Annotated in this window: 25 protein-coding genes; 11 read left to right on the top strand and 14 right to left on the bottom strand. The window is 60.5% G+C overall.

Annotated elements, in window-relative coordinates:
- The first annotated feature begins 145 nt into the window (after positions 1 to 145).
- From radC to rpmG, 3 genes are all read left to right on the top strand, one after another.
- Complete coding sequence (gene radC, locus msub_RS13825; protein ID WP_048496546.1) at positions 146 to 820, top strand: RadC family protein; 675 nt, start codon at positions 146 to 148, stop codon at positions 818 to 820.
- 228 nt (positions 821 to 1048) lie between these two features.
- Entirely contained in the window at positions 1049 to 1285 is a 237-nt protein-coding gene (rpmB, locus tag msub_RS13830) for a 50S ribosomal protein L28 (protein ID WP_048496547.1), read from the top strand.
- Between the two features lie 11 nt (positions 1286 to 1296).
- Entirely contained in the window at positions 1297 to 1452 is a 156-nt protein-coding gene (rpmG, locus tag msub_RS13835) for a 50S ribosomal protein L33 (RefSeq protein WP_008173465.1), read from the top strand.
- Between the two features lie 73 nt (positions 1453 to 1525).
- On the opposite strand, the gene msub_RS13840 is transcribed toward rpmG, so the two are convergent.
- The 3 genes from msub_RS13840 to msub_RS13850 all read right to left on the bottom strand — a co-directional run bounded on the left by msub_RS13840 (position 1526) and on the right by msub_RS13850 (position 3838).
- Entirely contained in the window at positions 1526 to 2386 is an 861-nt protein-coding gene (locus msub_RS13840; RefSeq protein ID WP_048496548.1) for an endonuclease/exonuclease/phosphatase family protein, read from the bottom strand.
- Between the two features lie 63 nt (positions 2387 to 2449).
- Positions 2450 to 3085 carry a thiol:disulfide interchange protein DsbA/DsbL gene (locus tag msub_RS13845; RefSeq protein ID WP_048496549.1) on the bottom strand — a complete coding sequence of 212 codons (636 nt, stop codon included), beginning with the start codon at positions 3083 to 3085 and terminating at the stop codon, positions 2450 to 2452.
- A gap of 144 nt (positions 3086 to 3229) precedes the next feature.
- A complete protein-coding gene (locus msub_RS13850; RefSeq protein ID WP_048496550.1) occupies positions 3230 to 3838 on the bottom strand; it encodes a c-type cytochrome in 609 nt (202 codons plus the stop codon).
- 177 nt (positions 3839 to 4015) lie between these two features.
- Here msub_RS13850 and yihA point away from each other — a divergent pair, with 177 nt between their 5' ends.
- The gene (gene yihA, locus msub_RS13855; RefSeq protein WP_048496551.1) at positions 4016 to 4639 is read left to right on the top strand and encodes a ribosome biogenesis GTP-binding protein YihA/YsxC; all 624 of its coding nucleotides are present in this window, start codon (positions 4016 to 4018) and stop codon (positions 4637 to 4639) included.
- Between the two features lie 4 nt (positions 4640 to 4643).
- On the opposite strand, the gene gntR is transcribed toward yihA, so the two are convergent.
- From gntR to msub_RS13885, 6 genes are all read right to left on the bottom strand, one after another.
- Entirely contained in the window at positions 4644 to 5642 is a 999-nt protein-coding gene (gene gntR, locus msub_RS13860) for a gluconate operon transcriptional repressor GntR (protein WP_197083840.1), read from the bottom strand.
- A 50-nt stretch (positions 5643 to 5692) separates the two neighbouring features.
- On the bottom strand, positions 5693 to 6211 hold the full coding sequence (locus msub_RS13865) for a gluconokinase (RefSeq protein WP_048496552.1): 519 nt from the start codon (positions 6209 to 6211) through the stop codon (positions 5693 to 5695).
- Position 6212: 1 nt separating this feature from the next.
- Positions 6213 to 7529: a TRAP transporter large permease gene (locus msub_RS13870; protein WP_048496553.1), complete on the bottom strand. Its 1317-nt coding sequence runs from the start codon at positions 7527 to 7529 to the stop codon at positions 6213 to 6215.
- Positions 7522 to 8124, bottom strand: a complete 603-nt coding sequence (locus msub_RS13875) for a TRAP transporter small permease subunit (protein ID WP_082146499.1) — start codon at positions 8122 to 8124, stop codon at positions 7522 to 7524. The genes msub_RS13870 and msub_RS13875 overlap by 8 nt, the downstream gene beginning before the upstream one ends.
- Before the next feature lie 61 nt (positions 8125 to 8185).
- Positions 8186 to 9196 carry a TRAP transporter substrate-binding protein gene (locus tag msub_RS13880; RefSeq protein WP_048496554.1) on the bottom strand — a complete coding sequence of 337 codons (1011 nt, stop codon included), beginning with the start codon at positions 9194 to 9196 and terminating at the stop codon, positions 8186 to 8188.
- A gap of 293 nt (positions 9197 to 9489) precedes the next feature.
- On the bottom strand, positions 9490 to 10176 hold the full coding sequence (locus msub_RS13885; protein ID WP_048496555.1) for a TetR/AcrR family transcriptional regulator: 687 nt from the start codon (positions 10174 to 10176) through the stop codon (positions 9490 to 9492).
- 187 nt (positions 10177 to 10363) lie between these two features.
- Here msub_RS13885 and msub_RS13890 point away from each other — a divergent pair, with 187 nt between their 5' ends.
- From msub_RS13890 to coaD, 4 genes are all read left to right on the top strand, one after another.
- Complete coding sequence (locus msub_RS13890) at positions 10364 to 11809, top strand: coniferyl aldehyde dehydrogenase (protein ID WP_048496556.1); 1446 nt, start codon at positions 10364 to 10366, stop codon at positions 11807 to 11809.
- Between the two features lie 194 nt (positions 11810 to 12003).
- Positions 12004 to 12639, top strand: coding sequence for a hypothetical protein (locus msub_RS13895; RefSeq protein ID WP_048496557.1), 636 nt, complete (start codon positions 12004 to 12006; stop codon positions 12637 to 12639).
- Between the two features lie 23 nt (positions 12640 to 12662).
- Complete coding sequence (locus msub_RS13900) at positions 12663 to 14252, top strand: GMC family oxidoreductase (RefSeq protein ID WP_048496558.1); 1590 nt, start codon at positions 12663 to 12665, stop codon at positions 14250 to 14252.
- Positions 14253 to 14535: 283 nt separating this feature from the next.
- Complete coding sequence (gene coaD, locus msub_RS13905; RefSeq protein ID WP_048496559.1) at positions 14536 to 15018, top strand: pantetheine-phosphate adenylyltransferase; 483 nt, start codon at positions 14536 to 14538, stop codon at positions 15016 to 15018.
- A 47-nt stretch (positions 15019 to 15065) separates the two neighbouring features.
- On the opposite strand, the gene msub_RS13910 is transcribed toward coaD, so the two are convergent.
- The 5 genes from msub_RS13910 to msub_RS13930 form a co-directional block, all read right to left on the bottom strand.
- Positions 15066 to 16355, bottom strand: a complete 1290-nt coding sequence (locus msub_RS13910) for a DUF945 family protein (protein WP_156182770.1) — start codon at positions 16353 to 16355, stop codon at positions 15066 to 15068.
- A gap of 22 nt (positions 16356 to 16377) precedes the next feature.
- On the bottom strand, positions 16378 to 18519 hold the full coding sequence (ppk1, locus tag msub_RS13915) for a polyphosphate kinase 1 (RefSeq protein WP_048496561.1): 2142 nt from the start codon (positions 18517 to 18519) through the stop codon (positions 16378 to 16380).
- A 68-nt stretch (positions 18520 to 18587) separates the two neighbouring features.
- Entirely contained in the window at positions 18588 to 19604 is a 1017-nt protein-coding gene (gene hemB / locus msub_RS13920; protein WP_048496562.1) for a porphobilinogen synthase, read from the bottom strand.
- A gap of 141 nt (positions 19605 to 19745) precedes the next feature.
- A complete protein-coding gene (locus msub_RS13925; RefSeq protein ID WP_048496563.1) occupies positions 19746 to 20777 on the bottom strand; it encodes a lipase secretion chaperone in 1032 nt (343 codons plus the stop codon).
- 160 nt (positions 20778 to 20937) lie between these two features.
- Positions 20938 to 21159 carry a hypothetical protein gene (locus msub_RS13930; protein ID WP_048496564.1) on the bottom strand — a complete coding sequence of 74 codons (222 nt, stop codon included), beginning with the start codon at positions 21157 to 21159 and terminating at the stop codon, positions 20938 to 20940.
- 270 nt (positions 21160 to 21429) lie between these two features.
- On the opposite strand from msub_RS13930, the gene msub_RS13935 reads away from it, so the two are divergent.
- The 3 genes from msub_RS13935 (at position 21430) to msub_RS13945 (ending at position 24254) form a co-directional block, all read left to right on the top strand.
- Positions 21430 to 22062, top strand: coding sequence for a TetR/AcrR family transcriptional regulator (locus msub_RS13935; RefSeq protein WP_048496565.1), 633 nt, complete (start codon positions 21430 to 21432; stop codon positions 22060 to 22062).
- Positions 22063 to 22064: 2 nt separating this feature from the next.
- Positions 22065 to 23765 (top strand): isovaleryl-CoA dehydrogenase, encoded by a 1701-nt coding sequence (locus tag msub_RS13940; RefSeq protein WP_048496566.1) that lies wholly within the window; start codon positions 22065 to 22067, stop codon positions 23763 to 23765.
- 144 nt (positions 23766 to 23909) lie between these two features.
- Positions 23910 to 24254 (top strand): DUF503 domain-containing protein, encoded by a 345-nt coding sequence (locus msub_RS13945; RefSeq protein ID WP_048496567.1) that lies wholly within the window; start codon positions 23910 to 23912, stop codon positions 24252 to 24254.
- Positions 24255 to 24298 lie beyond the last annotated feature (44 nt).

Below are 24298 nucleotides of genomic sequence, written 5' to 3' on the forward strand. Positions count from 1 at the left end.
TAGCATGCTCTCGCGGTACCGACAGCCCACCGGCACCGACATCCGTTTACCGTTTGTTACTTTTTAAAGTAACCTTTGTAACCCTGAGATCGCTGTCCCGGTGCAGGATGCACCCGATCACACTTACCAACGCAAGGAAGCCAACATGACTGATCCCGCCTGGCCCACGGACGAACGCCCGAGGGAACGCCTGCTCGCCCACGGGGCGCAATCCCTGTCCGACGCCGAACTGCTCGCCATTTTTCTGCGCACCGGCACCACGGGCATGCCGGTTATGGCACTGGCCCGTTATCTGGTCACCGAATTCTCGGGGCTGCGAGGCCTGTTAACCGCCTCCCGGCGCCAGTTCTGCGAGGTGAAAGGCCTTGGCACCGCCAAATACGCCCAGGTCCAGGCCGCCATGGAAATGGCCCGCCGGGTCATGGACGAGCCTCTGCGCCAGGGTGACCCGCTGCGCTCCCCGGAAGACACCCGGCGATTCCTCACCAGCCGCCTGGGAACCTACCCCCACGAAGTCTTTGCCGGTCTGTTCCTGGATAACCGCCACCGGGTCATCCAGTACCGGGAACTGTTCCGCGGCACCATCGACGGTGCCGCCGTATATCCCAGGGAGGTAGTGCGGCAGGCGCTGGAGGACAATGCAGCCGCGGTTATTTTCGCACACAACCACCCCTCGGGCGTAGCTGAGCCGAGCCAGGCGGACATTTCCCTGACCCGTCGCCTGAAGGAGGCCCTCGGCCTGGTGGATATCAGGGTTCTTGACCATATGGTTGTCGGCCATGGTGAGGTAATATCGCTGGCTGAACGGGGGTTGATGTGAAGCCTGGTTTCAGACCGTGAACGTCAATGCCGGAAAACTGGCCAAATTCCCAACAATTTTTTGCGTTGGGGGGCCAGTTCTGGTATAAAAGCGTCCCTTTCTGGCGGCGTCTGGCGAGCAGCGTTCAGTTTAGAGGCGCGAACGGGGGTTTAACGGCCCCTTGGCAACCAGAGACGCATTAAAAACGAATTCGTATTATTGAGACCATTGCTCAGGTCGGAGGCAAGTATGTCCAGAGTTTGTCAGGTTACCGGTAAGCGCCCGCTGGCCGGTAACAACGTTTCCCACGCGATGAACCACACTCGTCGTCGTTTTCTGCCGAATCTGCAGAACCATCGTTTCTGGGTTGAGTCCGAGAAGCGTTTCGTGAAGCTGCGCGTATCCACCAAGGGCATGCGCATCATCGATAAAAAAGGCATTGACGCTGTGCTGGCCGATCTTCGTGCCCGCGGCGAGAAATTTTAAGGAGCCGCATCATGCGCGAGAAAATCAAGCTGGTTTCATCAGCAGGTACTGGTCACTTCTACACGACCAAGAAGAACAAGCGTAACACCCCGGAAAAGATCGAGATCAAAAAGTATGATCCGGTTGTCCGCAAGCATGTTGCGTACAAGGAAGCCAAGATCAAGTAATTCCTGATCCGGCATCCACGAAAAAGCCCGGCCAATGCGCCGGGCTTTTTTTGTGTGGGGGAAACGTCCAGTTTCAGAATTTCTCCAGATAGCCCTCCGGCAAGGCGACATCCATCGCAATGGGCAAATGGTCCGACATCGGATAGCTCACCACCTCCGAGCGGCGGATTTCCAGTGACGGGCTCACCAGAATGTGATCCAGAGCCTTTTCCGGTCGCCAGCTGGGAAAGCTGTGGGCGGTGTCCGGCAGCGGCACCAGATTGGTCTCTTTCAGCGGTGTCTGGGTCAGTAGCTGCTCGGCATGGGCATTCATATCCCCCATCAGAACCACATGCTGGTAGTCCGCAATCAGCTCCCGGATGTAACCCAGCTGTCGTTGCTGGGCCGCCTTACTCAGGGACAGGTGCATCAACACCAGCACCAGCGGGTCGTGCTCGGTGCCGTAACGGGCAATAATGGCGCCCCGGCCCGGTATCAGCCCCGGCAACTTATGTTCGGTAACGTCCAGCGGCCGGTACCGGCTGAGCAGGCCATTGCTGTGCTGGGCAAATTGCCCCAGGTTGCGATTCAGCTGCTGATACCAGTAGGGAATACCGGCGGCCTCGGCCAGATACTGCACCTGGTTGATATAACCACTGCGCAGGCTGCCACCATCACACTCCTGCAAGGCCACTACATCGTAGTTGCGCAATAGCAACGCGATACGATCAAGGTTTTCATTGCGGTTGCGATGAGGCAGGAAGTGCTGCCAGCTTCGGGTGAAATAGTGGTGGTAGGAGGAGGTATTGATTCCCACCTGGATATTGAACGTCAGCAGGCGGATGTGCCGGTTGGCTTCGAACTCCGGCACATGCTCGGTGCCGGAGCAGGCACCCCTGGGCCCGCCGGCTGGCCGCAGGATACCATTCAACTGCTTTCGGATGTGCTTGTACATAAAAGCGGTCTCAACCGGCCAGCGACTCCGGGCATTCGGGAACCGGCCCCCGATAAAGGAACCTTATTCCGCGTTCGCGTGCTCTTTGGCAACCAGGTAGTCCAGTACCTCAAGAACGGCCTCATGGCTGCCGGCCATGGAGGCACTGGTTCTGTACTTGCCATTTACCAGCATAGTCGGTGTTCCGGTGACCCGCGCACCACGGATCTTCGCCTGGGCCTTCTGCACCAGCGCATTTACGCCAAAGCTTTTATAATTGGCCAGGAATTCTTCCCGATCCACACCGTAGCCTGCGACAAAATCGGCCAGCGCTTCCGGGGTATTCAGCGGGCGGTGCTCGCCAGCCAGGGCATCAAACAGGGCATCGTGTACCTTGTCCAGCTCACCCATGGTCTGCAGAGCATAGAAGGCATAGGCATGGGGCTCCCAGCTCCGCCCGAGCGCTGCGGGGATCTTGACAAAATTGACGTAGTCCGGGGCATTGGCTTCCCAGTTCTCGATCAGGGGCTTGAAGTTGTAGCAATGCGGGCAGCCATACCAGAACACCTCTGCCACCTCGACTCCGGGCTCGTTGCTTGTGGGTACTGGCGTTTCCAGGCGTTCGTAGTGCGTCCCCTCTATCCACTCTGCGGCACTGGCGAAGCCAGAAACAGACAGAGCCAGTAGGAGCACGACGGCCGTTCTGAAGGATCGAAACATGGAAAATCTCCGGTTATATGACTATCGGTTTAGCGAAATTATGACCCAGCGTAGCCGAAAAGTTCCACACGCTGGTGGTTACATAATTGAAAGGGACAAAAAACCCCGCACCGGGCGGGGTTTTCGGGGCACTGAACCGCTGAATCAGTTCAGGCCGGAAATATAGCTTGATACCGCCTTGATCTCGGCATCGGTCAGCTTGGCCGCCACATCGATCATGATGGCTGAGTTGGGACCAATATTCCGGGTGCCTTCGCGGTAGGCCTTCAGTTGCTTGGCCAGATACTCGGCATTCTGGCCACCCAGGGCCGGGAAGCCGCCCGGCTCATTGCCGTTGCCCCGGGGGTTATGACAACCCGCACAGGCCGGCACATTGGTGGCCAGGTTGCCGCCGCGGTAAAGAGCGGCGCCCTCATCAACCAGATCCGGATTAGCCTGGCTGACAATCATTTCCTGGCTGTCAAAATACGCAGCCAGATCCCGCAACTCCTGTTCGGACCGGTTATCCAGAATGCCGGTCATTTCAGGAACCACACGATTGCCCGACTTGATGGCCACCAACTGGTTAAAAAGGTACTTCTCGCCCAGACCGGACAGCTTCGGGTAAACCCCCATCACCGGCTTCTGGCCACCCTGGCCATGACAACCGGCACATACTGCTGCGTTCTGTTCGCCTGCCTTAGGATCTCCCGCCCCGTGAGCCACCGCTGTTAGGGCAACACCGAGAACCACTCCTGCGATCAGTTTTTTCATGCTCGCTCCGCTTCTCTCATCTTTTTAAGGGTATTCTTCGTTGTGCAGCCGGCAGGCACTGACCAGTCAGGCTCAAGACCGGGGCTGACAGCGGCCGCGCTCAGCGCGCCGCCCGGAATTGGTGTAGCATTATACATTAATCCCTGATAACTGAAATCCAAAGGAAAGCCAACCGCCGTGGACCCTGATCTGACTCAAAAAACCGTCTCTTTTAACAGTGCCCGTTTCCTGGTCAGCGCCTCCCGACTGGACGAATGCCCGCCGGATATCGGCGCGGAAGTGGCCTTCGCCGGCCGCTCAAACGCCGGCAAGTCCAGCGCACTCAACGCCATTACCGTCAACGGCAAACTGGCAAGAACCAGTAAAACCCCCGGCCGTACGCGCCTGATCAACTTCTTCTCCCTCAACCGGGAGCAGTGCCGACTGGTGGACCTGCCCGGTTATGGCTATGCCAAGGTGTCCCGGGACATGAAGGATGACTGGCAACAGCATCTGGGGCACTACCTGAACGACCGGCGCTGCCTGCGCGGCCTGGTGCTGGTAATGGATATCCGCCACCCGCTTACCGATTTTGACCAAATGATGGTGGAGTGGTGCGAGCATAACAACCTGCCGCTGATGATTCTGGCCACCAAGGCGGACAAACTTAAATTCGGCCAGGCCAAGACTGCCATGCTGGGGATAGCCAGAAAACTCTCGGAGTTCCAGTGCGTCGAACACCTGATCATGTTCTCGGCAACCTCAAAGCGTGGGGTGGACGAATGCCGGGAGGCACTGACCGACTGGCTTGAGGCCGAATAGCCGATCAAAGAGTACCGCCAGGCTCGATCCGATAGCCCAGGTCAATCACCCGCTCCTCTACCGCTGCGCCGGACAGTCGTGCAAGCAGGGTCTCGGCCGCTCGCCGGCCCACCTGTTCCCGGGGGGTAACGACACTGGCCAGTGTAGGTACCATCACCTGTCCGACGTCATGGCCATGAAAGCCGGCGATGGCCATCTGCCCGGGTACTGCGATACCCCGGCGCTGGCATTCGAAAAAGGCACCGATGGCGACGTCGTCGTTGGTGCAGAAGATGGCGTCGGTGTCCGGCGCTTCGGCAAGGATGCGCTCCAGCAAGGTGGCCCCGACACTGAATGATGAACGCTGCTCGCTGCGCAGGGTCACCGGGGTAAGGCCCTGCTCTTCCATGGCCCGGGTATACCCCTCCTGGCGCTGCAGGGTACGGGCATCCAGCCGAACCGCCAGGTACACTACATGGCGGCGACCGCGCCGAATCATTTCCCGCACCATGTCGTAGGCCGCAAGCACGTTGTCAAAGCCCACCGCCTGCTCAAAGGGCGGCGTGTGGGTATCCATGATTTCCACCGTGGGCACGCCCGCAGTCCCCAACATTCTCAGGGTACGGTCGGTGTGCTGGCTCTCGGAGAGAATAACGCCGTCAACGTTGTAGGAAAGCAGCGATGCCAGGCTACGCTCTTCCACCTCCCGGCTGTAGCCATAGTGGGCCAGCATCAGGTGATAGCCTGCCGGCTCGGTCACCGACTCGATGCCCTTGATGACGTCAGCGAAGACCTGGTTGGTCAGGGACGGCAGCAATACCCCGATGGCATGGCTGGTGGATTTGGACAGCAGGTCGGGCGCCCGGTTCGGGATATAGCCCAGGGCTTCAGCCTCCGCGAAAATCCGCTCGCGCATGCGCTCAGACACATTATTACCGCCCCGAAGGCACCGACTCACGGTCATTTTCGTGGCACCGACCCGATCGGCGATATCCTGCAATGTGGGGCGTTTCTTCTTCACCATTCGATTTCCCGGCCTCAGTCAGTGCCCCATCATACGCGAGCTGGTGCCATTCAGCTTTCCCTCGTCCGGCCCGGAGCGCCCAGGGCCGACAGGCAGCGCGCGACAATCCGGTGCGGCTGCTCGGCGACATCCACGGTAATGGCTCCCTCCTCCGGGTCCGGCTCCTGCAAGGTGAGGAACTGGCTTTCCAGCATGGCCCGACCGTTGAAATAGTGATCCTCACGACTGCAATGCCGGGACCAGATGGTCTCCATATCGCCCTTGAGATAGACAAACTGCAACGACGGGTTGCCCGCCCGCAGGCGCTCACGGTAGGCCCGTTTCAACGCCGAACATGCCAGCACCAGACCGCCCTGCTCCACTCGGACCCGCTCCGCGAGCTCGGCCAGCCAGCCGCTGCGATCGGCATCCGTCAGCGGAACTCCGCTGGCCATCTTGGCCACATTGGCGGGGCTGTGGAAGTCATCGGCGTCGAAAAACGGCACCCCAAGGCGCTCCGCCAACCGGGTACCAATCAGGCTCTTGCCACACCCGGACACCCCCATGACGATGACTTTACAGGTGCTCATATCACTGCCACCACAAGGCCAGTTGCGGGAACGCAATCAGCAGGGCAAGCGCAACAATCTGCAGGGCAATAAACGGCAATAACGAGCGGAAAATCTCGCCGAGGGAGATATCCTTGGGCGTCACGGTCTTCAGGTAAAATGCGGCGGGGCCAAACGGCGGTGACAGGAAGGACACCTGCATGTTCATGCAGAACACCACGCCGAACCAGATCGGGCTGTAGCCCAGCTCTGTCACGATAGGCACGAAAATCGGCATGGTCAGCAGCGCCACCCCGACCCAGTCCAGGAACATCCCCAAAATCAGCAGGATCAGCATCATGAACAGAATGGTGGTCAGCCCGTCGCCGCCGCTGACGGCAAAGACCATTTCACGAACAAACTCGATACCGCCCATCAGGTTGTACACGCCCACCAGGGCCGTGGCACCGATACCGATCCAGATGATCATGCCACACACCCGCAGGGTGCTGATGGTGGCCTTGCGCACCATGGCCAGGGACAGTTCGCCGCGGATCCAGGTGCTGATGGCAATACCCAGCACGCCCAGGGCGGATGCTTCGGTCACCGAGGCTATCCCGCCGTAGATGCTGCCCAGCACAACCACTACCGAAAGGATCGGGAACAGCAGGGCCTTGAAGAAGTTCGGCGCGGGCGTGTCCGGCTGATCCTGATCAGAGGGGATGGGGGCCATCTCCGGCTTCAGCCAGACCCGGACCAGCACGTAGCCCATGTACAGCAAGGCCAGGATCAGCGCCGGCAGGAACGCGCCCTTGAACAACTCACCGATCGACACGTTCGCGGTCAGGCCATAGATGATCAATACAATGCTCGGCGGCAGCATGGTGCCCAAAGCGCCACCGGCGCAGGTAGTGCCGATGGCCAGCCTGCGGTCGTAACCGAGGCGCAGCATCTGCGGCAGGGCCAGAATGCCAAGAAGCACCGTTTCGCCGCCGATCACCCCGGACATGGAAGCCAGGATCACCGCCACCACCAGGGTCTGGAGGGCGACACCACCACGCAGCTTCCGGCCAAAGCGGGCCATGGCATCGAACAGGTCCCGGGCGATGCCGGAATGATCCAGCAGCGACGCCATCAACACGAACATCGGCACCGCCAGGAAAACGTAGTTGCCGATAAAACTGTACAGGCGACTGCTGACAATCGGCAGCGCCTCCGGGCCAAACCAGCCCAGGGCGAAGACCAGGGCCACCAGTCCGGTGGCGAAGGCCAGCTGCATACCGGTCAGCAACAGCACGATCAGCATCAGCAGCATCAGCAGGCTGCCGTAGCCAATGCCGAGGGAGGCCAGCTCAAACATTGTCTTTCTCCCCTGCCGACGCCGGACGACGCAGATCACGAATCAGGTGCAGGACAAACTGGGCGGTCATGATCACGATTGCCAGCAGGATGATCACTTTCAGAAAGGCGGGAAACGGCGGGTTCCAGGCCGACCCGGAGGTCTCCAGCCGCCAGCCGCCCCAGGGCGCCCGGACAGCGCCCTTGGCCATGAACCAGCTGGCATAAAGCATCATCCCGCAGAACGCCAGACCAAGCAGATGGTGAACCACCCGCAGCCAGCGCTGAACTCTGGGTGACACCGCATCGTAAAGCAGCACAATACGTACGTGGCGATCCGTCGCCAGGGCATAGAGCCCACCCAGCACAAACAGGCTGGCACCGGCGAAGGTCACCGATTCATGAACCCAGAGCGTGGGTGAATCGAACACATAGCGCCGGACGATCTCATAGAACGACACCAGCACGATCACGGCGAACACCAGACTCAGTTTCTTGCCCAGCCAGACGATGGCCCGGTCAAGTCGGGTAAAGCCGATATCCTCGTCGGATTCAGGCATCAGGTCACCGTGGTCCGGAGCAGGCTCCGGCCCGGAGGAAAGGTTTGCAGCAGACATAATGAACTCCGCGCACCGGGCAGGCCGCGCCTGCCCGGTTACTGGTTACGGGGCATCGTTCTCAGAGCTGGCCCTGGGATTCCAGGTAGCTGGTTATGGACCGGTAGACCTTCTCGGCATTGGGAGACTGCTCAGCGTATTTCTTCCACTGATCCCGGGCGATGGTCCGGAATTTCCGGCGCTCCTCGGCTGACCAGTCATGCACGGTGATATCGGGGTTGGCCCGTGCTTCCTTGACAGCCTTCTTGTCCGCCATGGCCAGCTGGGTGCTGATGTCCTGGGCAAAGTCCCGGGCCGAGACGGTCATGATCGCCTGGATGTCCTCCGGGAGTTTTTCCCACTCTTCGAGGTTCATGGCAATTTCAATCAGCGGCAGGGAATGGAAGCCCGGATAGACCGGGTGCGGGGCAATCTCGTGCAGGCCGGCTTCGTGGTTGGTGGAAAACACTGTGTAATCGGCAGCGTCGATCACGCCCTTGCTCAGCGCGGTGTAGACTTCGGAACCGGGCAGGTTAACCGGCGCCGCGCCCGCGGCGGCAAACACCGACTGCACCAGGCCTTCCGGCGCGCGCATCTTGAGCCCCTTCAGATCTTCCACACCGTCGAGCGGCACCTTCGAGACGAACGACTCCAGGCCGGTACCGCCACCACCGACAAACTTCACACCATAGGGAGCGTAGAGTTCGTTCATCAGCTCATAGCCACCACCGTAGTAGATATAGTCGAAAAGCTGGTCCGGGCTGGACCAGGCACCCACGGTGTTGCCAATAAGCCCGAATGCGGGATCCTTGCCGGAAAAGTAACCGGTCACGGACACATGGCCGTCGAGCACCCCCATTTTGATGGCGCCCAGGGTTTCGGTGTGGCTGACCGCGCTGCCCACCGGCAACAGATCAATGGCCACGCGGCCACCGGTCATTTCCTCCACGCGGTCGGCCCACTCCTGCTGGATCTCGAAATTCTTTACCCCCGAAGGGTCGGAAGACTGAAACTTGAAGTTGTAGTCCGCCGCGAAGGCGTTGGCGGCAAATGTGGCTGCCAGAAGGCCGGCAGCGAGTCGGGTCGGGAACATAATCGGGTCTCCTGATTGTTTTTGTGCCGGCGGATGTTACCGGTAACATCTGAAGCCTATCGAATTCGGAAACCACTTACAAGGGTGTTTTCGGGGTAGGGAACAGCAGGGGAATGAAAAAACCGGCCTGCCAGTTAGCAGACCGGTGAAACGTCAGGGTTTGCGACGTGCTAAAACCTGAGATCGCACTCAGGAGACGCAAGGAATGTCCGGATTCCCAACGTCATTTACTTTGAGTGGCCGGCGCCCCAAAAGTTCCGGAGCCGTTTATTTTTTGATCAGATTTTCGGGTTTCACTTACACGGCTCGGTATTCGAACCCGCAATACCCGCCTCAGAAAGCGTAGGGCGGTACTTTTCTCTCAGCGCCATCACCCGGTCCCGGTAGCCGGGCGTCAGATAGGGAAGCTCCAGGGTCAGCACCTGGTAAATGCCCTGCTTTAGTTCGGTCAGGGTCAGGCTGCCCGACTCCTCGGCGGCATGGGCTGTTTTCAGGAACGCCATCCAGTTGGTAATCACCAGCCAGACATTCAGCGACATGGCCGCGCGCAGGCTTTCTTCCTGGGGCTGGATAATCCCGGCTTCCGCCAGCTTCTCGAAAATGCGACTGATCGATGTCAGGCAGCGATTGGTGAAATCGCGGTAGTCCCTCCGCAAGCGCTGGTCGCTGTCCAGCAGGTACTCCAGGTCCCGATGGAAGAAGCGGTAACTCCAGAGGCCATCAAACACCGACTCCAGATAGAAGGTCATGTCGTCGAGTGTCATGGCCCGGTCTTCGGGAATATCCAGGTAGAAATCCACCAGCTTTTCGTATTCCAGGAAGATCTCGTAAATGATGTCTGACTTGTTGCGAAAGTGGTAATAGAGGTTGCCCGGCGAAATCGCCAGGTGGGCCGCGATATGATTGGTGGTGACGTTACGCTCACCCCGCTCGTTGAACAGCTCGAGGCTGGAGAGCAGTATTTTGTCTCTTGTCTTCATAAACTCTTCGGCGTTTGTTGGGTAACGCACAGATGGCCCGATTCGCCAGCCACCGTCGCTTGACTACCTAGAGTATATACTCTAATAATACCCCGAGACGCAAATTGAACATTTTTTCGCCAACGTTGAAACCCGAACAGACAGGCTGCCGGCCGGCCAGGAGCGGCGCCTCACAGGAGAAAGCACCATGGGAGCTACCGTCGTCCAGCTCACCGAGAGCAAGAAACAGATCCAGCACACCCACCGGGTGTTTGAGGATCAGAAGAAGGCGTTCCGCAACAATCCCATGCCTTCGCTGACCGAGCGGCAGGAAAACCTGAAGCGCCTCAAGCGGGTGCTGCTGAGTAACCAGGACCGCCTGCTTGATGCCATTGACCGCGACTTCAGCTGCCGTTCGAAGGACGAGTCGCTGATTGCCGAGGTGATGCCGTCCATCCAGGGCATCAATTACACCCTCAAGAACCTCAGTGGCTGGATGAAGCCATCTAAACGCCATGTGTCGGTGCTCTTCCAGCCCGCCAGCAACAAGGTTCACTACCAGCCCAAGGGCGTGGTCGGCGTGATCGTACCCTGGAACTATCCGCTGTACCTGGCTGTCGGTCCGCTGGTGGCTGCCCTGGCAGCGGGCAACCGCACCATGATCAAGATGTCGGAATACACCCCGCACACCTCCGCGCTGTTCAAGGAGCTGATCGAAGCCAGCTTCCCGGACGATCTGGTGTCGGTGATCAATGGCGAGGCCGATGTGGCGGCGGACTTTTCTTCTCGTCCCTTCGACCACCTGCTGTTTACCGGCTCCACCTCGGTGGGCAAGCTGGTCATGAGAGCTGCAGCTGAAAACCTGACTCCGGTGACCCTGGAGTTGGGTGGCAAATCGCCGGCCATCGTCTCGCCGGACGTGCCCATGGAAGACGCGGCCCAGCGGATTGCCTTCGGCAAGGCCTTCAATGCCGGGCAGACCTGTGTGGCGCCGGATTACGTGCTCTGTCCCGCCGACCGGGTTCAGGCCTTTGTCGATGAATTCCGCACCCGTTTCTCGGATATGTACCCGAGCCTGAGGGATAACGATGATTACACCGCAATCATCAATGAGCGCCAGTACGATCGCCTGCAGGGCTATCTGGAGGATGCCAGGGACAAAGGCGCCGAGCTGATCGAGATCAACCCGGCCCGGGAAACCATGAAGGACGGCACCCGCAAGATTCCGGTCACGCTGGTTCTGAAAACCACGCCAGACATGAAGCTGATGCAGGATGAGATTTTCGGTCCGATTCTTCCGGTGGTCAGTTACGGCAGCCTGGATGAAGCTATCCACTATATTAATGACCGTCCGAGCCCGCTGGCGCTTTACTTCTTCGGATATGACAAGGCGCAACAGCAGCAGGTTGTGGATAACACCCAGTCTGGTGGCATGTGCATCAACGATTCGCTGATGCATGTGGCTCAGGATGACCTGCCGTTTGGCGGTATCGGGGATTCCGGCATGGGGCATTACCATGGTCGGGAGGGTTTCCTGACGTTCTCCCACCACCGGGGGATTTTCACCAAGCAGAAGTTCAACAGCGGCAAGTTTGTCTATGCGCCTCATGGCTCGGCAGCGCACAAGATGGTTTATAAGTTGTTTATCCGCTAGGGGCCTTGCCCATCGGCTTTGGGGCCGGCAAGGGCGGTGAGTAACGTCCGGGACACGCCGTGAATACGTCCCTGTAGGCTTGAGCAAAACATCCCTGTTTTGCACAGTCCCGGACGTTACTCACCGCCCTTGCCGATCAAAGCTCACTCGGGCACATAGGAAAATGAACAACCAAAATAACAAGAGATGAATGCATGAACGATCACCCAGCCTCTCCAAACCCTCACGAATTCACCAACCTGGACCGCCGAAGCTTTCTGAAAACCGGGCTGGGCGGCGCCCTGTTTCTGGGCACTGTCAGTGTCACCGCCGGCCTGAGCGGTTGCGCCACGCAGCCGGCCGGCCGGTTGAGTGCCGTCGGCACCCGGATGGACGCCAGCTATCAGTTCCGTTTCCTGACCCGGGATGACATCACCCTGTTCGAGGCGCTGTTGCCGGCGATCATTGGCCCTGGCCTGCCGGAACAGCCGCAGGCCCGGAATATCGCCATCGCCGGGACCATTGAACGGATTGATGCCGGCATCCACAAGTTTGGCCCGGCCAACCAGAAGGAGTTGCGCCGGTTGTTTGATCTGCTGAACTTCGGGCTGACCCGGATAACCGTTGCCCGGGTCTGGCCCAGCTGGCCGAATGTGACTACCGCGGAAGCGGACGCGTTTCTGGAGCGCTGGCGCACCAGCGGTATCGGGCTGTTCAACAATGGCTACATTGCCCTGACCAAGATCAGCAACGTGGCGTTTTATGGCTACCGGGATTTCTGGCATCTGTCCGGCTATCCGGGGCCGCCACAGCATGCAGTCGATGCCCTGCCTCAATTCAAAAACGCCTGATTGCCAGCGTGACGGAGCCAACCATGTCATTAACTGATCGTATTGCCCAGGGCCTGGAATCGGGCTGGAAAGTTACCGATGGCGCCAGCCTGACCGACAACCTGACTGCCGAAGCAGATGTCGTGGTCATCGGCACCGGCGCCGGGGGTGGTACCACCGCGGAAATTCTTGCTAAAAGCGGGCTGTCGGTCATTCTCGTGGAAGAAGGCCGGCTGTATTACCAGAAAGATTTCAAAATGGACGAGCTGACCTCCTACGCCAACCTGTACCAGGAAGGCATGAGCCGGGTGACCCGGGACGGTGCCATCGCCATTCTTCAGGGCCGCTGCGTGGGCGGCTCGACGACTGTGAACTGGACCAGCAGCTTTCGCACCCCCGAGCCCACACTGAATTACTGGGCCGAACACTTCGGCCTGGAGGCACTCCGGCCGGATGCCATGGCCCCCTGGTTCGAAGGCCGGGAAGAGCGCCACTCCATGGCACCCTGGCAGATGGACCCGAACGTTAACAACGACATTCTGCGCCAGGGCTGCGAGAAGTTGGGTTACAGCTGGCACATCATTCCCCGCAACGTCAAAGGCTGCTGGAACCTGGGTTACTGCGGTGTCGGTTGTCCCACCAACGCCAAGCAGGGCGCGCTGCTGACCACCATCCCCGGTGCCCTGGACAACAACGCCCACCTGTTCCACAGTCTGAGAGCTGACCGACTGGTGATGAACCAGGACCGGATCGACCACCTCCAGGCCACCGCCTTCGCCAGCGACGGCATTACCCCAACGGGGATCCAGGTGACCCTGAAAGCCAGACACTTCGTGGTCGCCGCCAGCGCCATCGGCTCACCGGGCCTGCTGTTGCGATCCGACATTCCGGATCCTTACGGGCGCCTCGGCAAACGCTCGTTCATTCATCCGGTCAACGCCTCCGTGGCCCAGATGCCCCAACGGGTCGACCCCTTCTACGGTGCCCCCCAGTCGATCTATTCCGACGAGTTCAACTTCCGCAATGGCGTCGACGGCCCGGTCGGCTACAAACTGGAAGTGCCACCCCTGCACCCGGCCATGTCCAGCGGCGTCATCCCCGGGCACGGCGAAGCCCAGCTCAACAACATGGCCGGCCTGCCCCACATGCAGTCCGTTATCGCCCTGCTCCGGGACGGCTTCCACCCTGAAAGCCCCGGCGGTACCGTCTCATTACGCGACGATGGCAGCCCGGTACTGGACTATCCGGTGACGGACTATCTCTGGAGCGGCTTGCGCAACGCCTTCCACACCATGGCCGAAATCCAGTTCGCCGCCGGCGCGGAAAAAGTCCGCCTGATGCACCTGGATTCCGACTGGTACAGCTCACTGGCCGAGGCCAAAGCCGCCATCAACAAGCTCCCCATGGAGCCCCACCGGGTCCGCCTGTTCACCGCCCACCAGATGGGTGGCTGCGGTATGGGCAGCAACCCGCAGAACTCCGTGGTCAATGGCTTCGGCGAACACCACCAGGTCGGCAACCTCAGCATCCACGACGCCTCGGTGTTCCCCACCAGCATCGGTGCCAACCCCCAGTTGTCGGTCTATGCTCTCGCGGCAAGAAACAGTGCCAGACTGGCGCAAAGACTAGGATAACAACCGTTCCAAATTGTTGGTTAACGGGCCTGGTGGACGCTCTCATTCGGGGAGACTGGCGCGGAGATCGACTGGCCGGCTGGAAGGGTTGATCCGGGAATGTGCGAAGCCATGGATGGCTTCGCTCAAGCGCACATGGATGTGCTCGTAGCGTTTCCCGGATCAACCCTTTCAGCCGGCCACGCCCGCATCGTCACCAGGCGGTTCAGCGCGCCCCGGCCGCCACCTACAGAAAGCCCGGAAATGCTGCTATCCTAGCCGCTTGCGAAGAAAGGAGCTGTGCATGTCCAAAGTCATCTATCCGGGCACTTTCGATCCGATCACCAACGGCCATACCGACCTGATCGAACGGGCCGGCCGCATGTTTGACGAAATCGTCGTCGCCGTCGCGTACAACCCGAAAAAACAGCCACTGCTCAATCTGGAAGAACGCTGCGAACTGGTGCGCCAGGCCACCAGCCACCTGTCGAACGTCAGCGTCACCGGCTTCAGCAACCTGCTGGCCGATTTTGTCCGCGAACAGGGCGCCACCGTGATTCTGCGCGGGTTACGTGCGGTTTCCGACTTCGAATACGAATTCCAACTGGCCGACATGAACCGTCGCCTGGCCCCGGAAGTGGAAAGCGTGTTCCTCACGCCCTCGAACCACCTGTCCTACATCTCCTCCACCCTGATCCGGGAAATTGCGTCCCTGGGCGGCGACGTTTCCGAATTCGTCGATCCCGCCGTCGAGGCGGCCCTGAAACAGAAGTTCAGCCAGGCCTGAGAGCGCAAAAGCCCCGATATCGGGGCTTTTCAATGACGGCTAATGGCTCAGAGCACCGGCGGTAGCGGAATCTCCACCCCGTTGACATCCACCACCAGATCTTTCATCTGCGCATCCAGTACCAGCCTGTCGCCTTCCTGCACCAGCAAGCCCTGCTTGATCAGCGGCGCCAGTTGCAGCCGTAGCTCGGGGTACTCCTCCGCCAGCGCCAGCGGGAGACTCAGGTTCATCTCGCCGGTCAGGCGCTGCATCACCAGCAGCATCTGGGCTTTCTGATCTTCAGACAGCTCCGGATGAGAGATCCGGGCACTCCCGGTTACCGCACCCTCCGGCGTTGTCAGGTACAGCTCGGGGAAGCCGATGGAAAAACCCGCCGCAGCCAGCTCCCGGACAGCGGTATTCATCCTTTGCATCGCAGCCATCTGCCGGTCAAACCCCTCCCGGGCTACGGATGCCCGGGCAGCCGCCCCCGCTTGCATCGCCGACAGGCTCTCGGCCAGGTCATTCCAGGCCGCCACATCCAGGCCGTTGAGAGCGAATGTCAGCCGCTGGGGACCATAGGTTTCGTCGGACAGCGTAAGACCATCTACCGCCAGAGCGACCCGGGAGTCCAGGCGCTCGCCTTGGCTGACCGCCTCGCTGTGACTCTGAACGGAAATGCCCTTGAGAGTAACCGGCGGCTTCTGATCGGGGGTGACCGACAGCAATTCCGCCAGAACCTTGCCAGAGCCGGTCCAGACCTCTCCGACCAGGTGGCTCATGGTCTGCTCGACCCGCAAGTCACTGACCCGGACAGCCCGGTCCGGGCCAGATAACGCCAGCGCCGGCCAGACCACCAGAAGCTCGGCACTCGAACCCGCGTCACTGATCTCGACCCTCGCCAGGCCGCCACTGGTGGTGAGTGACTCGCCAGACCCGGCGTCTGCCATCGACATCGCGGGCATGGCCAGCTCCAGGACAGCCGTGCCCCAGAGCCGGGTTTCCAGGGTCAGCGCCGGCTCCTGCTCGGGAAACCAGTCCGCTCCTTCTGGCGACCAGCCGTCTGTGGGCTGAAAATCCATCAGGCTGCCCGTCACCCCGTGGGTCACGTCCGCCTGGAAGGCAACCTGGCGGGATTCGCCGGTATCCGGATTCAACAGGCGCACCGTACCACTCAGCTCAGAGCCCAGAATGCCGCGCTGATACGCCTGCGTTGTTACCTGCAGGAAAGGCTGGGCACTGTTAACCTCTGCCGTTGCCTGCTGCCACTGCTGTTCGGTGACATAGCCCACCCCCCATGGCAGGCCACCGGCGACAAGCAACATGCCGGCACCGGCCATCATCCATCTGGCTTTCAAAATGCGTTCTCCCTCCGGGAAATCAGGTTTTTCCAGTCAACCGGTCCAGCAGCACCAGCTGGGACGCCAGGCGCTCCTCACCCTCGGCCGGCTGGTTCTGGATATAGCTGCCGTCCGGCTGCAACACCCAGGACTGGCAGTTGTCCGCCAGGTAGGTATCCAGATCTTCCCGCACCCGGGCTGCAAGCTCCGGATCATCGAGCGGAAACGCGGTTTCCACGCGGCTGAGCAGGTTGCGCTCCATGCCGTCGGCACTCGAGCAGTAGACATCGGGCCGGCCGTTGTTGCCGAAGTAATACACCCGGGTATGCTCCAGGAAGCGACCGATAATCGACCTTACCCGGATGTTGTCGGAGAGCCCCGGCACTTCCGGGCGCAGGCAGCAGATGCCGCGGATGATCAGGTCAATTTTCACGCCGGCCTGGGAGGCCCGGTACAGGGCCTTGATCATCTGGATCTCGGTCAGGGCATTGAACTTGATGATGATCCGACCTTTCTCGCCAAACTCGGCTTCGCGTTCGATCAGGCTGAGCATACGCGAGTGCAGGGTGAACGGGGAATGAAACAGCTTCTTGATCTTCAGGGCCTTGCCCATGCCGGTCAGCTGCTGGAACAGCTTGTTGACATCGTCACTGATGGATTCATCACAGGTCATGAAGCTGTAATCTGTGTAGAGGCGGGCGTTGCCGGCGTGATAGTTGCCGGTACCCAGGTGCACATAGCGCCGCAATCGACCTTCCTCCCGACGCACGATCAGGATCATCTTGGCATGGGTTTTATAGCCCACTACGCCATACACCACGATCACCCCGGCTTCCTGCAGCCGGCTCGCCAGCTCAAGGTTCTCGGCCTCACTGAACCGGGCGCGCAATTCAATCACGGCCGTCACTTCCTTGCCGCGCCGGGCCGCGTCCGCCAGTGCTTCCACCATCTCGGAGTCCGCCCCCGTGCGGTACAGCGTCTGGCGAATTGCCAGCACATGGGGGTCTTTGGCGGCCTGGCGAAGCAGGTCCACCACCGGGCTGAAGTTCTCGAAGGGGTGGTGCAACAGAATGGGTTGCTTGCGAATGGAGTCAAACATCGATTCCTTGCTCCGGATCTGCTTGGGAATCGATGGTGAGAAGCCGGAATAGGTCAGGTCCGGGCGGTCCACCAGACCACCCACGGCCATCAGCCGGGTCAGGTTCACCGGGCCATGAACCTGATACAGATCGCGTTCGGTGAGACCAAACTCGGCCAGCAGGAACTGCACCAGCTCCTGAGGACAGTTATCCGCCACTTCCAGCCGCACGCCGTCGCCAAAACGGCGGCTCAGCAGCTCGCCGCGCAAGGCCGACGCCAGGTCTTCCAGGTCGTCCTCCAGCTCAAGGTCGGCGTTACGGGTCAGCCGGAACTGGTAGCAGCCCTTCACTTCCATGCCCGGGAACAGCTCGTCGGTATGGGCGTGGATCATGGAGGACAGAAACACCAGGTTCTCGCCACCGTCACAGACATCATCGGGCAACCGTACCAGGCGCGGCAGCGACCGGGGCGCCGGCACAATGGCCATCCCGGTTTCGCGGCCGAAGGCATCCTTGCCGTCCAGCTCGACAATAAAGTTCAGGCTCTTGTTCACCAGCCGGGGAAACGGGTGCGAAGGGTCCAGCCCGATGGGGCTTACCACCGGCAGGATTTCATCCTCGAAGTAGTTGCGAACCCATTCAGCCTGCTTTGGCGTCCACTCCCGGCGGCGCACGAAATGGATATTTTGCTGTTCCATTTCAGGAATCAGCACATTGTTGAGGATGTCGTACTGTTCGTGAATATAGTCGTGGGCAACACGGCTGATTTCCGCCAGCGCCTGATCCGGCATCATCCCGTCAGCGCCGATGGTTTCACGGCCATACTTCATCTGCTGGCGCAGACCGGCAACCCGGATCTCGAAGAACTCATCCATGTTGCTGCTGAAAATACAGCAGAAAATCAGGCGGTTGATCAGCGGGTGGGTGGTATCCAGAGCCTGCTTGAGCACCCGGTAATTGAACTGCAGCTGGCTCAGTTCCCGGTTGAAGTAGTTTTCATTGGCGTCCAGGTTCATCTCTTCCCCAACCGGGGGAACTTCCACGGGCGCCGGAACACTCAGCTCTCCGCCCGCGGTCTGATTCTTGGCCGTTTCCGTTGTCATGCTTCCTCGGTTCCAGTCTTGTTCGCCGGCGTGCCCCTGCCCGCCGGCGATGGGTGTGTGTCGGTTGATCAGCCCTGCCGGTCCCGCATCAGGCGGGCAGCACGCACCGCAAAATAGGTCAGGATGCCGTCTGCACCGGCCCGGCGCATGGCCATCAGGCTTTCCATCATCACCGCCTCACCATCCAGCCAGCCGTTCTGCGCGGCGGCCATGTGCATGGCGTACTCGCCGCTGACCTGGTAAACAAAGGTGGGCACCTGCAGCTCGGTCTTCACCCGGTACACGATATCCAGGTACGGCATGCCAGGCTTGATCATCACCATGTCCGCGCCTTCTGACAGATCCATGGCGACCTCGTGCAAGGCTTCGTCGCTGTTGGCCGGGTCCATCTGGTAGGTGGCCTTATCGCTCTTACCAAGATTGGCTGCCGACCCCACCGCATCCCGGAACGGCCCGTAATAACTGGAGGCATACTTGGCAGAATAGGCCAGGATTCGGGTATTCACATAGCCGGCATTTTCCAGCGCGTCCCGAATGGCACTGACCCGGCCATCCATCATGTCCGAGGGGGCCACCACATCGGCCCCGGCATCGGCGTGGGACAGCGCCTGGTTGACCAGCGCCTCGACGGTCACATCGTTGAGCACATAGCCCTCGCTATCGATGATCCCGTCCTGACCGTGGGTGGTGAACGGGTCCAGTGCCACGTCCGTAATCACCCCCAGGTCCGGATGCGCCTTCTTCAGGGCGCGGACCGCTCTCTGGGCCAGGCCGTCGGAATCCCATGCCCCGGAACCGGACAGGTTCTTTTTCTCGGCAGCCACCACCGGGAACAGGGCGATCGCCGGAATTCCCAGTTCCACCAGTTCGGCGGCCTGCTCCACCAGAAGATCGATACTCAGCCGTTCAACCCCCGGCATGGAAGGCACCGGCTCCCGCTGATCCTCGCCTTCCAGTACGAATACCGGATAGATGAGGTTGTCCGGCGTCAGCTGGTTTTCCCGAACCAGGCGACGGGAAAAATCGCTGGCCCGGTTGCGGCGCAGGCGGGTAGCTGGGAAAGCACGGGGAGTCGGAATCGGCACGGACAACCTCCTGAGTGGCTCGACAAAATGTCTGATGGATAACCCCGGCGCCGGTCGGGCGCCTGTTACGCCATCATACACCGCCAGGGCCACCGGTTGCAGAACCCCTCAGCAGGTTAATTCGAATTGATGACAGCCTGATTACCGGATGGAGTCCAGCGCTTCGGCGCGGATCCGTTCGGTTTCGTTGAAATGGCGGGCCCTGAGGCGGTCCAGCGCGGCCTCCCGCTCCGGTGCCGCCAGTCCGGAGGACAGCAGGCGATCCCGCTCCCGGGCGTATGCCTGCCAACGCTCGTCCCACGCCTGCTGATCCCTCTCAAGCTGTGCCAGTCGGCCGGCTGCGTCCGCCCCGAACGTTTCCCGCCGCCAGGCCTCAAGGGCCCGGGGATCATCGGCCAATTGCTGGCGAATCTGCTCATACTCGGCAAACTGGCGGGTCTGCTCCCGGGCCTTGCGCAGCGGTTCCGGCAATGCGGACTCCGCCTGGCGCAGGGCCTCGGCCTGCTCCTCCGCCGTCAGGCTGTCGTTCGCGGCAATCCGGCGTTTTTCCAGTTGCAAACGGTCGATCGCTTCATCGGCGGCAAAAAATACTTCCGCGGTCTCGGCATCCAGCCAGCTCCGGCGCAGGGCATGGATTTCCGCCATCCGCCGCTGCATCTCCTCAGGCCCCATCGGGGCCGCATCGCCATAGCTCTGTTCCAGCTCCGACACCGCCAGTTTGTAATCCAGGTAAGCCCCCAGGGTGACCACCGCCTGGGATCGCGCCGGCTCCTCAAGCACCGACAGCGTTGCCTTAATACGACCCACCAGTTGCTCCAACGACTCTTCCCCCAGCGCCGACAGGAAGTACTCGAACATCTGGCGCAAATGCGGGGTGGGTATCAGATTGCCCAGGCGATCCGTTCTCGCCCACCCCCCAGGAACAGAGGTACCAGTCAGTGACGGTGGCAACGATTCCGGGGCGGCGTTGCTGGAGACCTTGCTGACAAGATCGGAGGGAGCCGGCATGGGCCCCGACCTCGCAGTCGCAGGAGCCACCGCCAGTTGCTCAGTCGCCACCGGGTTATCGGCAGTGGCGCCGGTTTGCTGCGGGCCGGCGTTCAGCAGCCAGAATGCAATACCAGCTGCTATGATCAACGGCAGGGTCAGGCAAAATCGGATCAGGTATTTCATGGCCAAGGACGGTCCGGAATATCATCGGGTGACTGGCACCTTGCCCGGGCTAACAGGACAGGATGAGTTTGAACGAGGATAGACCAGGCTGGCAGGCCATACCGAGACAGGCATCAAAAACAGAGCCGGGGCAAATTGCCCCGGTCTGCCGGGCCAGCGTTCAGAGGGAGCGGTTGTTGAACCCGACTTCCACTTTGCGCGGGGAATCAGATCGGAGAGTGGTATCAACTTCCTGGATCTTGCCCCCATGGTTCAGAAAAGCATCAATGTCTGCCTGCAACTGGGCGCGGATGCGCGCACGGCCGGCAATGGAATGGTTGTCGTCACTGTCGCCAGCCCAGCTTCCGGACTGCTCCAGATTGCTTTCGTCGAATTCACTCATGATGTTTTCTCCATCAACGAAAACAGATAGGCGAGTGCTGCACCCTCAGGGAGCCGCACCCCGTGTCGACGAACGACCGCTGGGGGCTTCGTCTTGGCGTCTTTATAATCTCCTTTTTGTGGCCACGCCATTTACTGGCAATGCCTTTTTTGTAACGTTTTGTAATCGTGTATAACTTTATGAATTTAAAGATTTAATTTATTATCTGCAGAAACCAAACCAGATTGACACAAAGATTGAATAATGATTCACTACTTATAGGGAGCAGTAATGGCCTATCGGGAAACGGAAAAGATGCGCCAACGGAAGGCCGAGGCGCGACAACGGATCGTTCAACGCACCTACCAGTGCGTTGAAGAGGGTGGCTTCCGCAGTGCACGAGTGACCCGTATTGCCGGTCTGGCCGGCGTCGCCACCGGAACCATTTACCGGCACTTCGAATCCAGGGAAGATCTGTTTGCGGAAATTTTCCGACTGGCAACCCAGCGGGAAGTGGACAAGGTGGCCGAAGCTCTGGCCACACCCGGAAACGCCGCGGAAAGACTGGAGCGTGCCCTGAGACAGTTCGCCGAACGGGCGCTGAAAGGACCCATGATGGCCTGGTCCCTGATCGCCGAACCGGTAGACCCGAAAGTGGAAGAAGAACGGCTTGCCTACCGGAAGGCCTACGCCAACCTGTTCGAGAAAGCCATCCGGGAGGGCATCGAGGAAGGCTGCATCCCGGATCAGGACGCCCGCCAGAGCAGCACCTGCCTGGTCGGCGCTATCGCAGAAAGCCTGGTTGGCCCGTTATCGCCGACCCAGACCAGCCAGCCGGCCTGCGCAACAACGGATAACCATGACTCGCTGGTCAACTCCATCATTCGCTTTTGCATGCAGGGGTTGACCGGCGCCAGGAGGTAGCAATGAGCGCGCGGCAATCCCGGCCCGACCGGCCATTAACCGACCAGAACGACCGTTACCTGGCCGCCACCCACCAGGTCTTCAACCAGCCCCCGGCCCTGGAGAACTACAACCTGTTCGAGCAGGACACCGCTCTGCAGGAAGCCGTCCTTCGGGAAGGCGCCGGCAAAGCTGCGGAGGATCTCAAGGCTCTCGGCGCCCTGGCCGGGGCCGCTGAAACCATCGACCTGGGTTTCCGCGCCAACGCCAACAAACCGGTATTCAACAGCCACGACCGGTTCGGCCATCGCATCGACGAAGTAGACTTTCACCCGGCCTACCACGAACTGATGCGCATCGCCTTCGAAAACGGCCTGCACAGCAGCCCCTGGAGCCAGCCTGACCAGGGCGCTCATGTGGCCCGCGCGGCCAAATATTACATGCACTCCCAGGTCGAAGCCGCCCACTGCTGCCCGGTGACCATGACCTTTGCCGCCATCCCCTCAATCCGCAAACAGCCGGAGCTGGCCGCCCAGTGGGAGCAGAAAATACTGGCCAACCGTTACGACCCTCGTAATATGCCACACACCGAGAAAACCTCGGTCACCATCGGCATGGCCATGACCGAGAAACAGGGCGGCAGCGATGTCCGGGCCAACAGCACCAATGCTTATCCGGTGGCCGCCAAAGGCCCCGGCCAGGCCTATGAGCTGGTGGGCCATAAGTGGTTTGTCTCCGCCCCCATGTGCGACGCCTTCCTGGTACTCGCCCAGACACCGGGCGGTCTGTCCTGCTTCCTGATGCCCCGCTGGCGTCCCGACGGCAGCAAGAACCCCTGGCAGATCCAGCGCCTGAAAAACAAGATGGGCAACGTCGCCAACGCCTCCAGCGAGGTGGAACTGCGCGGCGCCCTGGCCTGGATGGTCGGTGAAGAAGGCCGCGGCGTTCCCACCATCATCGAAATGGTGGCCATGACCCGGTTCGACTGCATGATCGGCAGCTCCGCCGGCATGCGCCAGGCCATCGCCCAGGCCAGTCACCACTGCCGACACCGCAGCGCTTTCGGTGCCCGCCTGATCGATCAGCCCCTGATGCAGAATGTCCTCGCCGACCTGGCCCTGGAAAGCGAAGCAGCACTGGCCTACACCATTCGCATCGCCCGCGCCCTGGACAACCAGGACCAAGAGCACGAACGCCTGCTGGCCCGCCTGGCCACCCCCGTGGGCAAATACTGGATCTGCAAACGCACGCCGAACCATGCCTACGAAGCCATGGAATGCATCGGCGGCAGTGGCGTGATGGAAGACTGCATCATGCCCCGCCTGTTCCGGGAATCGCCGGTCAACGCCATCTGGGAGGGCAGTGGCAACGTCCAGTGCCTCGATACCCTGCGCGCCCTGCAAAAAGAGCCTGAAACCCTTGATGCCTTCTTCCGGGAAGCCGCCGAAGCCAAAGGCGCCGACCGCCGCTTCGACCAGTTCCTGGCGCAACTGCAACACGACTTCGCCGACATCAGCGATTTCCAGTACCGCGCCCGCAACCTGGTCGATCGGATGGCCCTGGTCCTGCAGGCCTCCCTGCTGCTCCGCCACTCCGACAAAGCCGTGGCCGACGCCTTCTGCGCCTCCCGCCTGCAATCCGGCGGCGGTATGAACTACGGCAACCTGCCTTCGGGCACCGATCCGGTAGCCATTATCAAACGGGCGACGCCTGTAGTAGGCTGAGTGGTTGCTGTTAGCCAGACCTGTCGGATTACGCCTTCGGCTAATCCGACCTACGGTTAACTTATTACTCGGACAAGTAGGTCGGATTAGCCGAAGGCGTAATCCGACATCTTTTCGGCCCATTTAAACCCTGGCGAACCAGACATGTCAGAAGCCCTGAGAAAACTCCTGAGGGAAGGCAATACGCCTCAACAAACGGTGATCACGCCCCACGTAGGCGTACTGACCCTGCACTTCCAGCTCTATGGCTGCGAAGACCTCAAAGCCAAGCGCAAAGTGTTCACCGCGCTCAAAGCCGTCTGGGGCAAGGAACCCGACCTGGCCGTGGCCGAAACCGCCGACCAGGACGCCCTGGACTGCGCCACCTGGACCATCGCTGCCCTCGGCACCTCCTCCCAGCAGATCACCCAGCGCCTCGACCAGGTCGAAAAAGCCATCGCAGAACGGGTGGATGCTGCCATACTGGACATACACCGGGAAATACTCTGACAGGGGCCCGGCAACCGGAGCCGTTGCCGTGTGGCGTAACCTGT

It is taken from the genome of Marinobacter subterrani, assembly GCF_001045555.1.
Taxonomy (GTDB): Bacteria; Pseudomonadota; Gammaproteobacteria; order Pseudomonadales; family Oleiphilaceae; genus Marinobacter; species Marinobacter subterrani.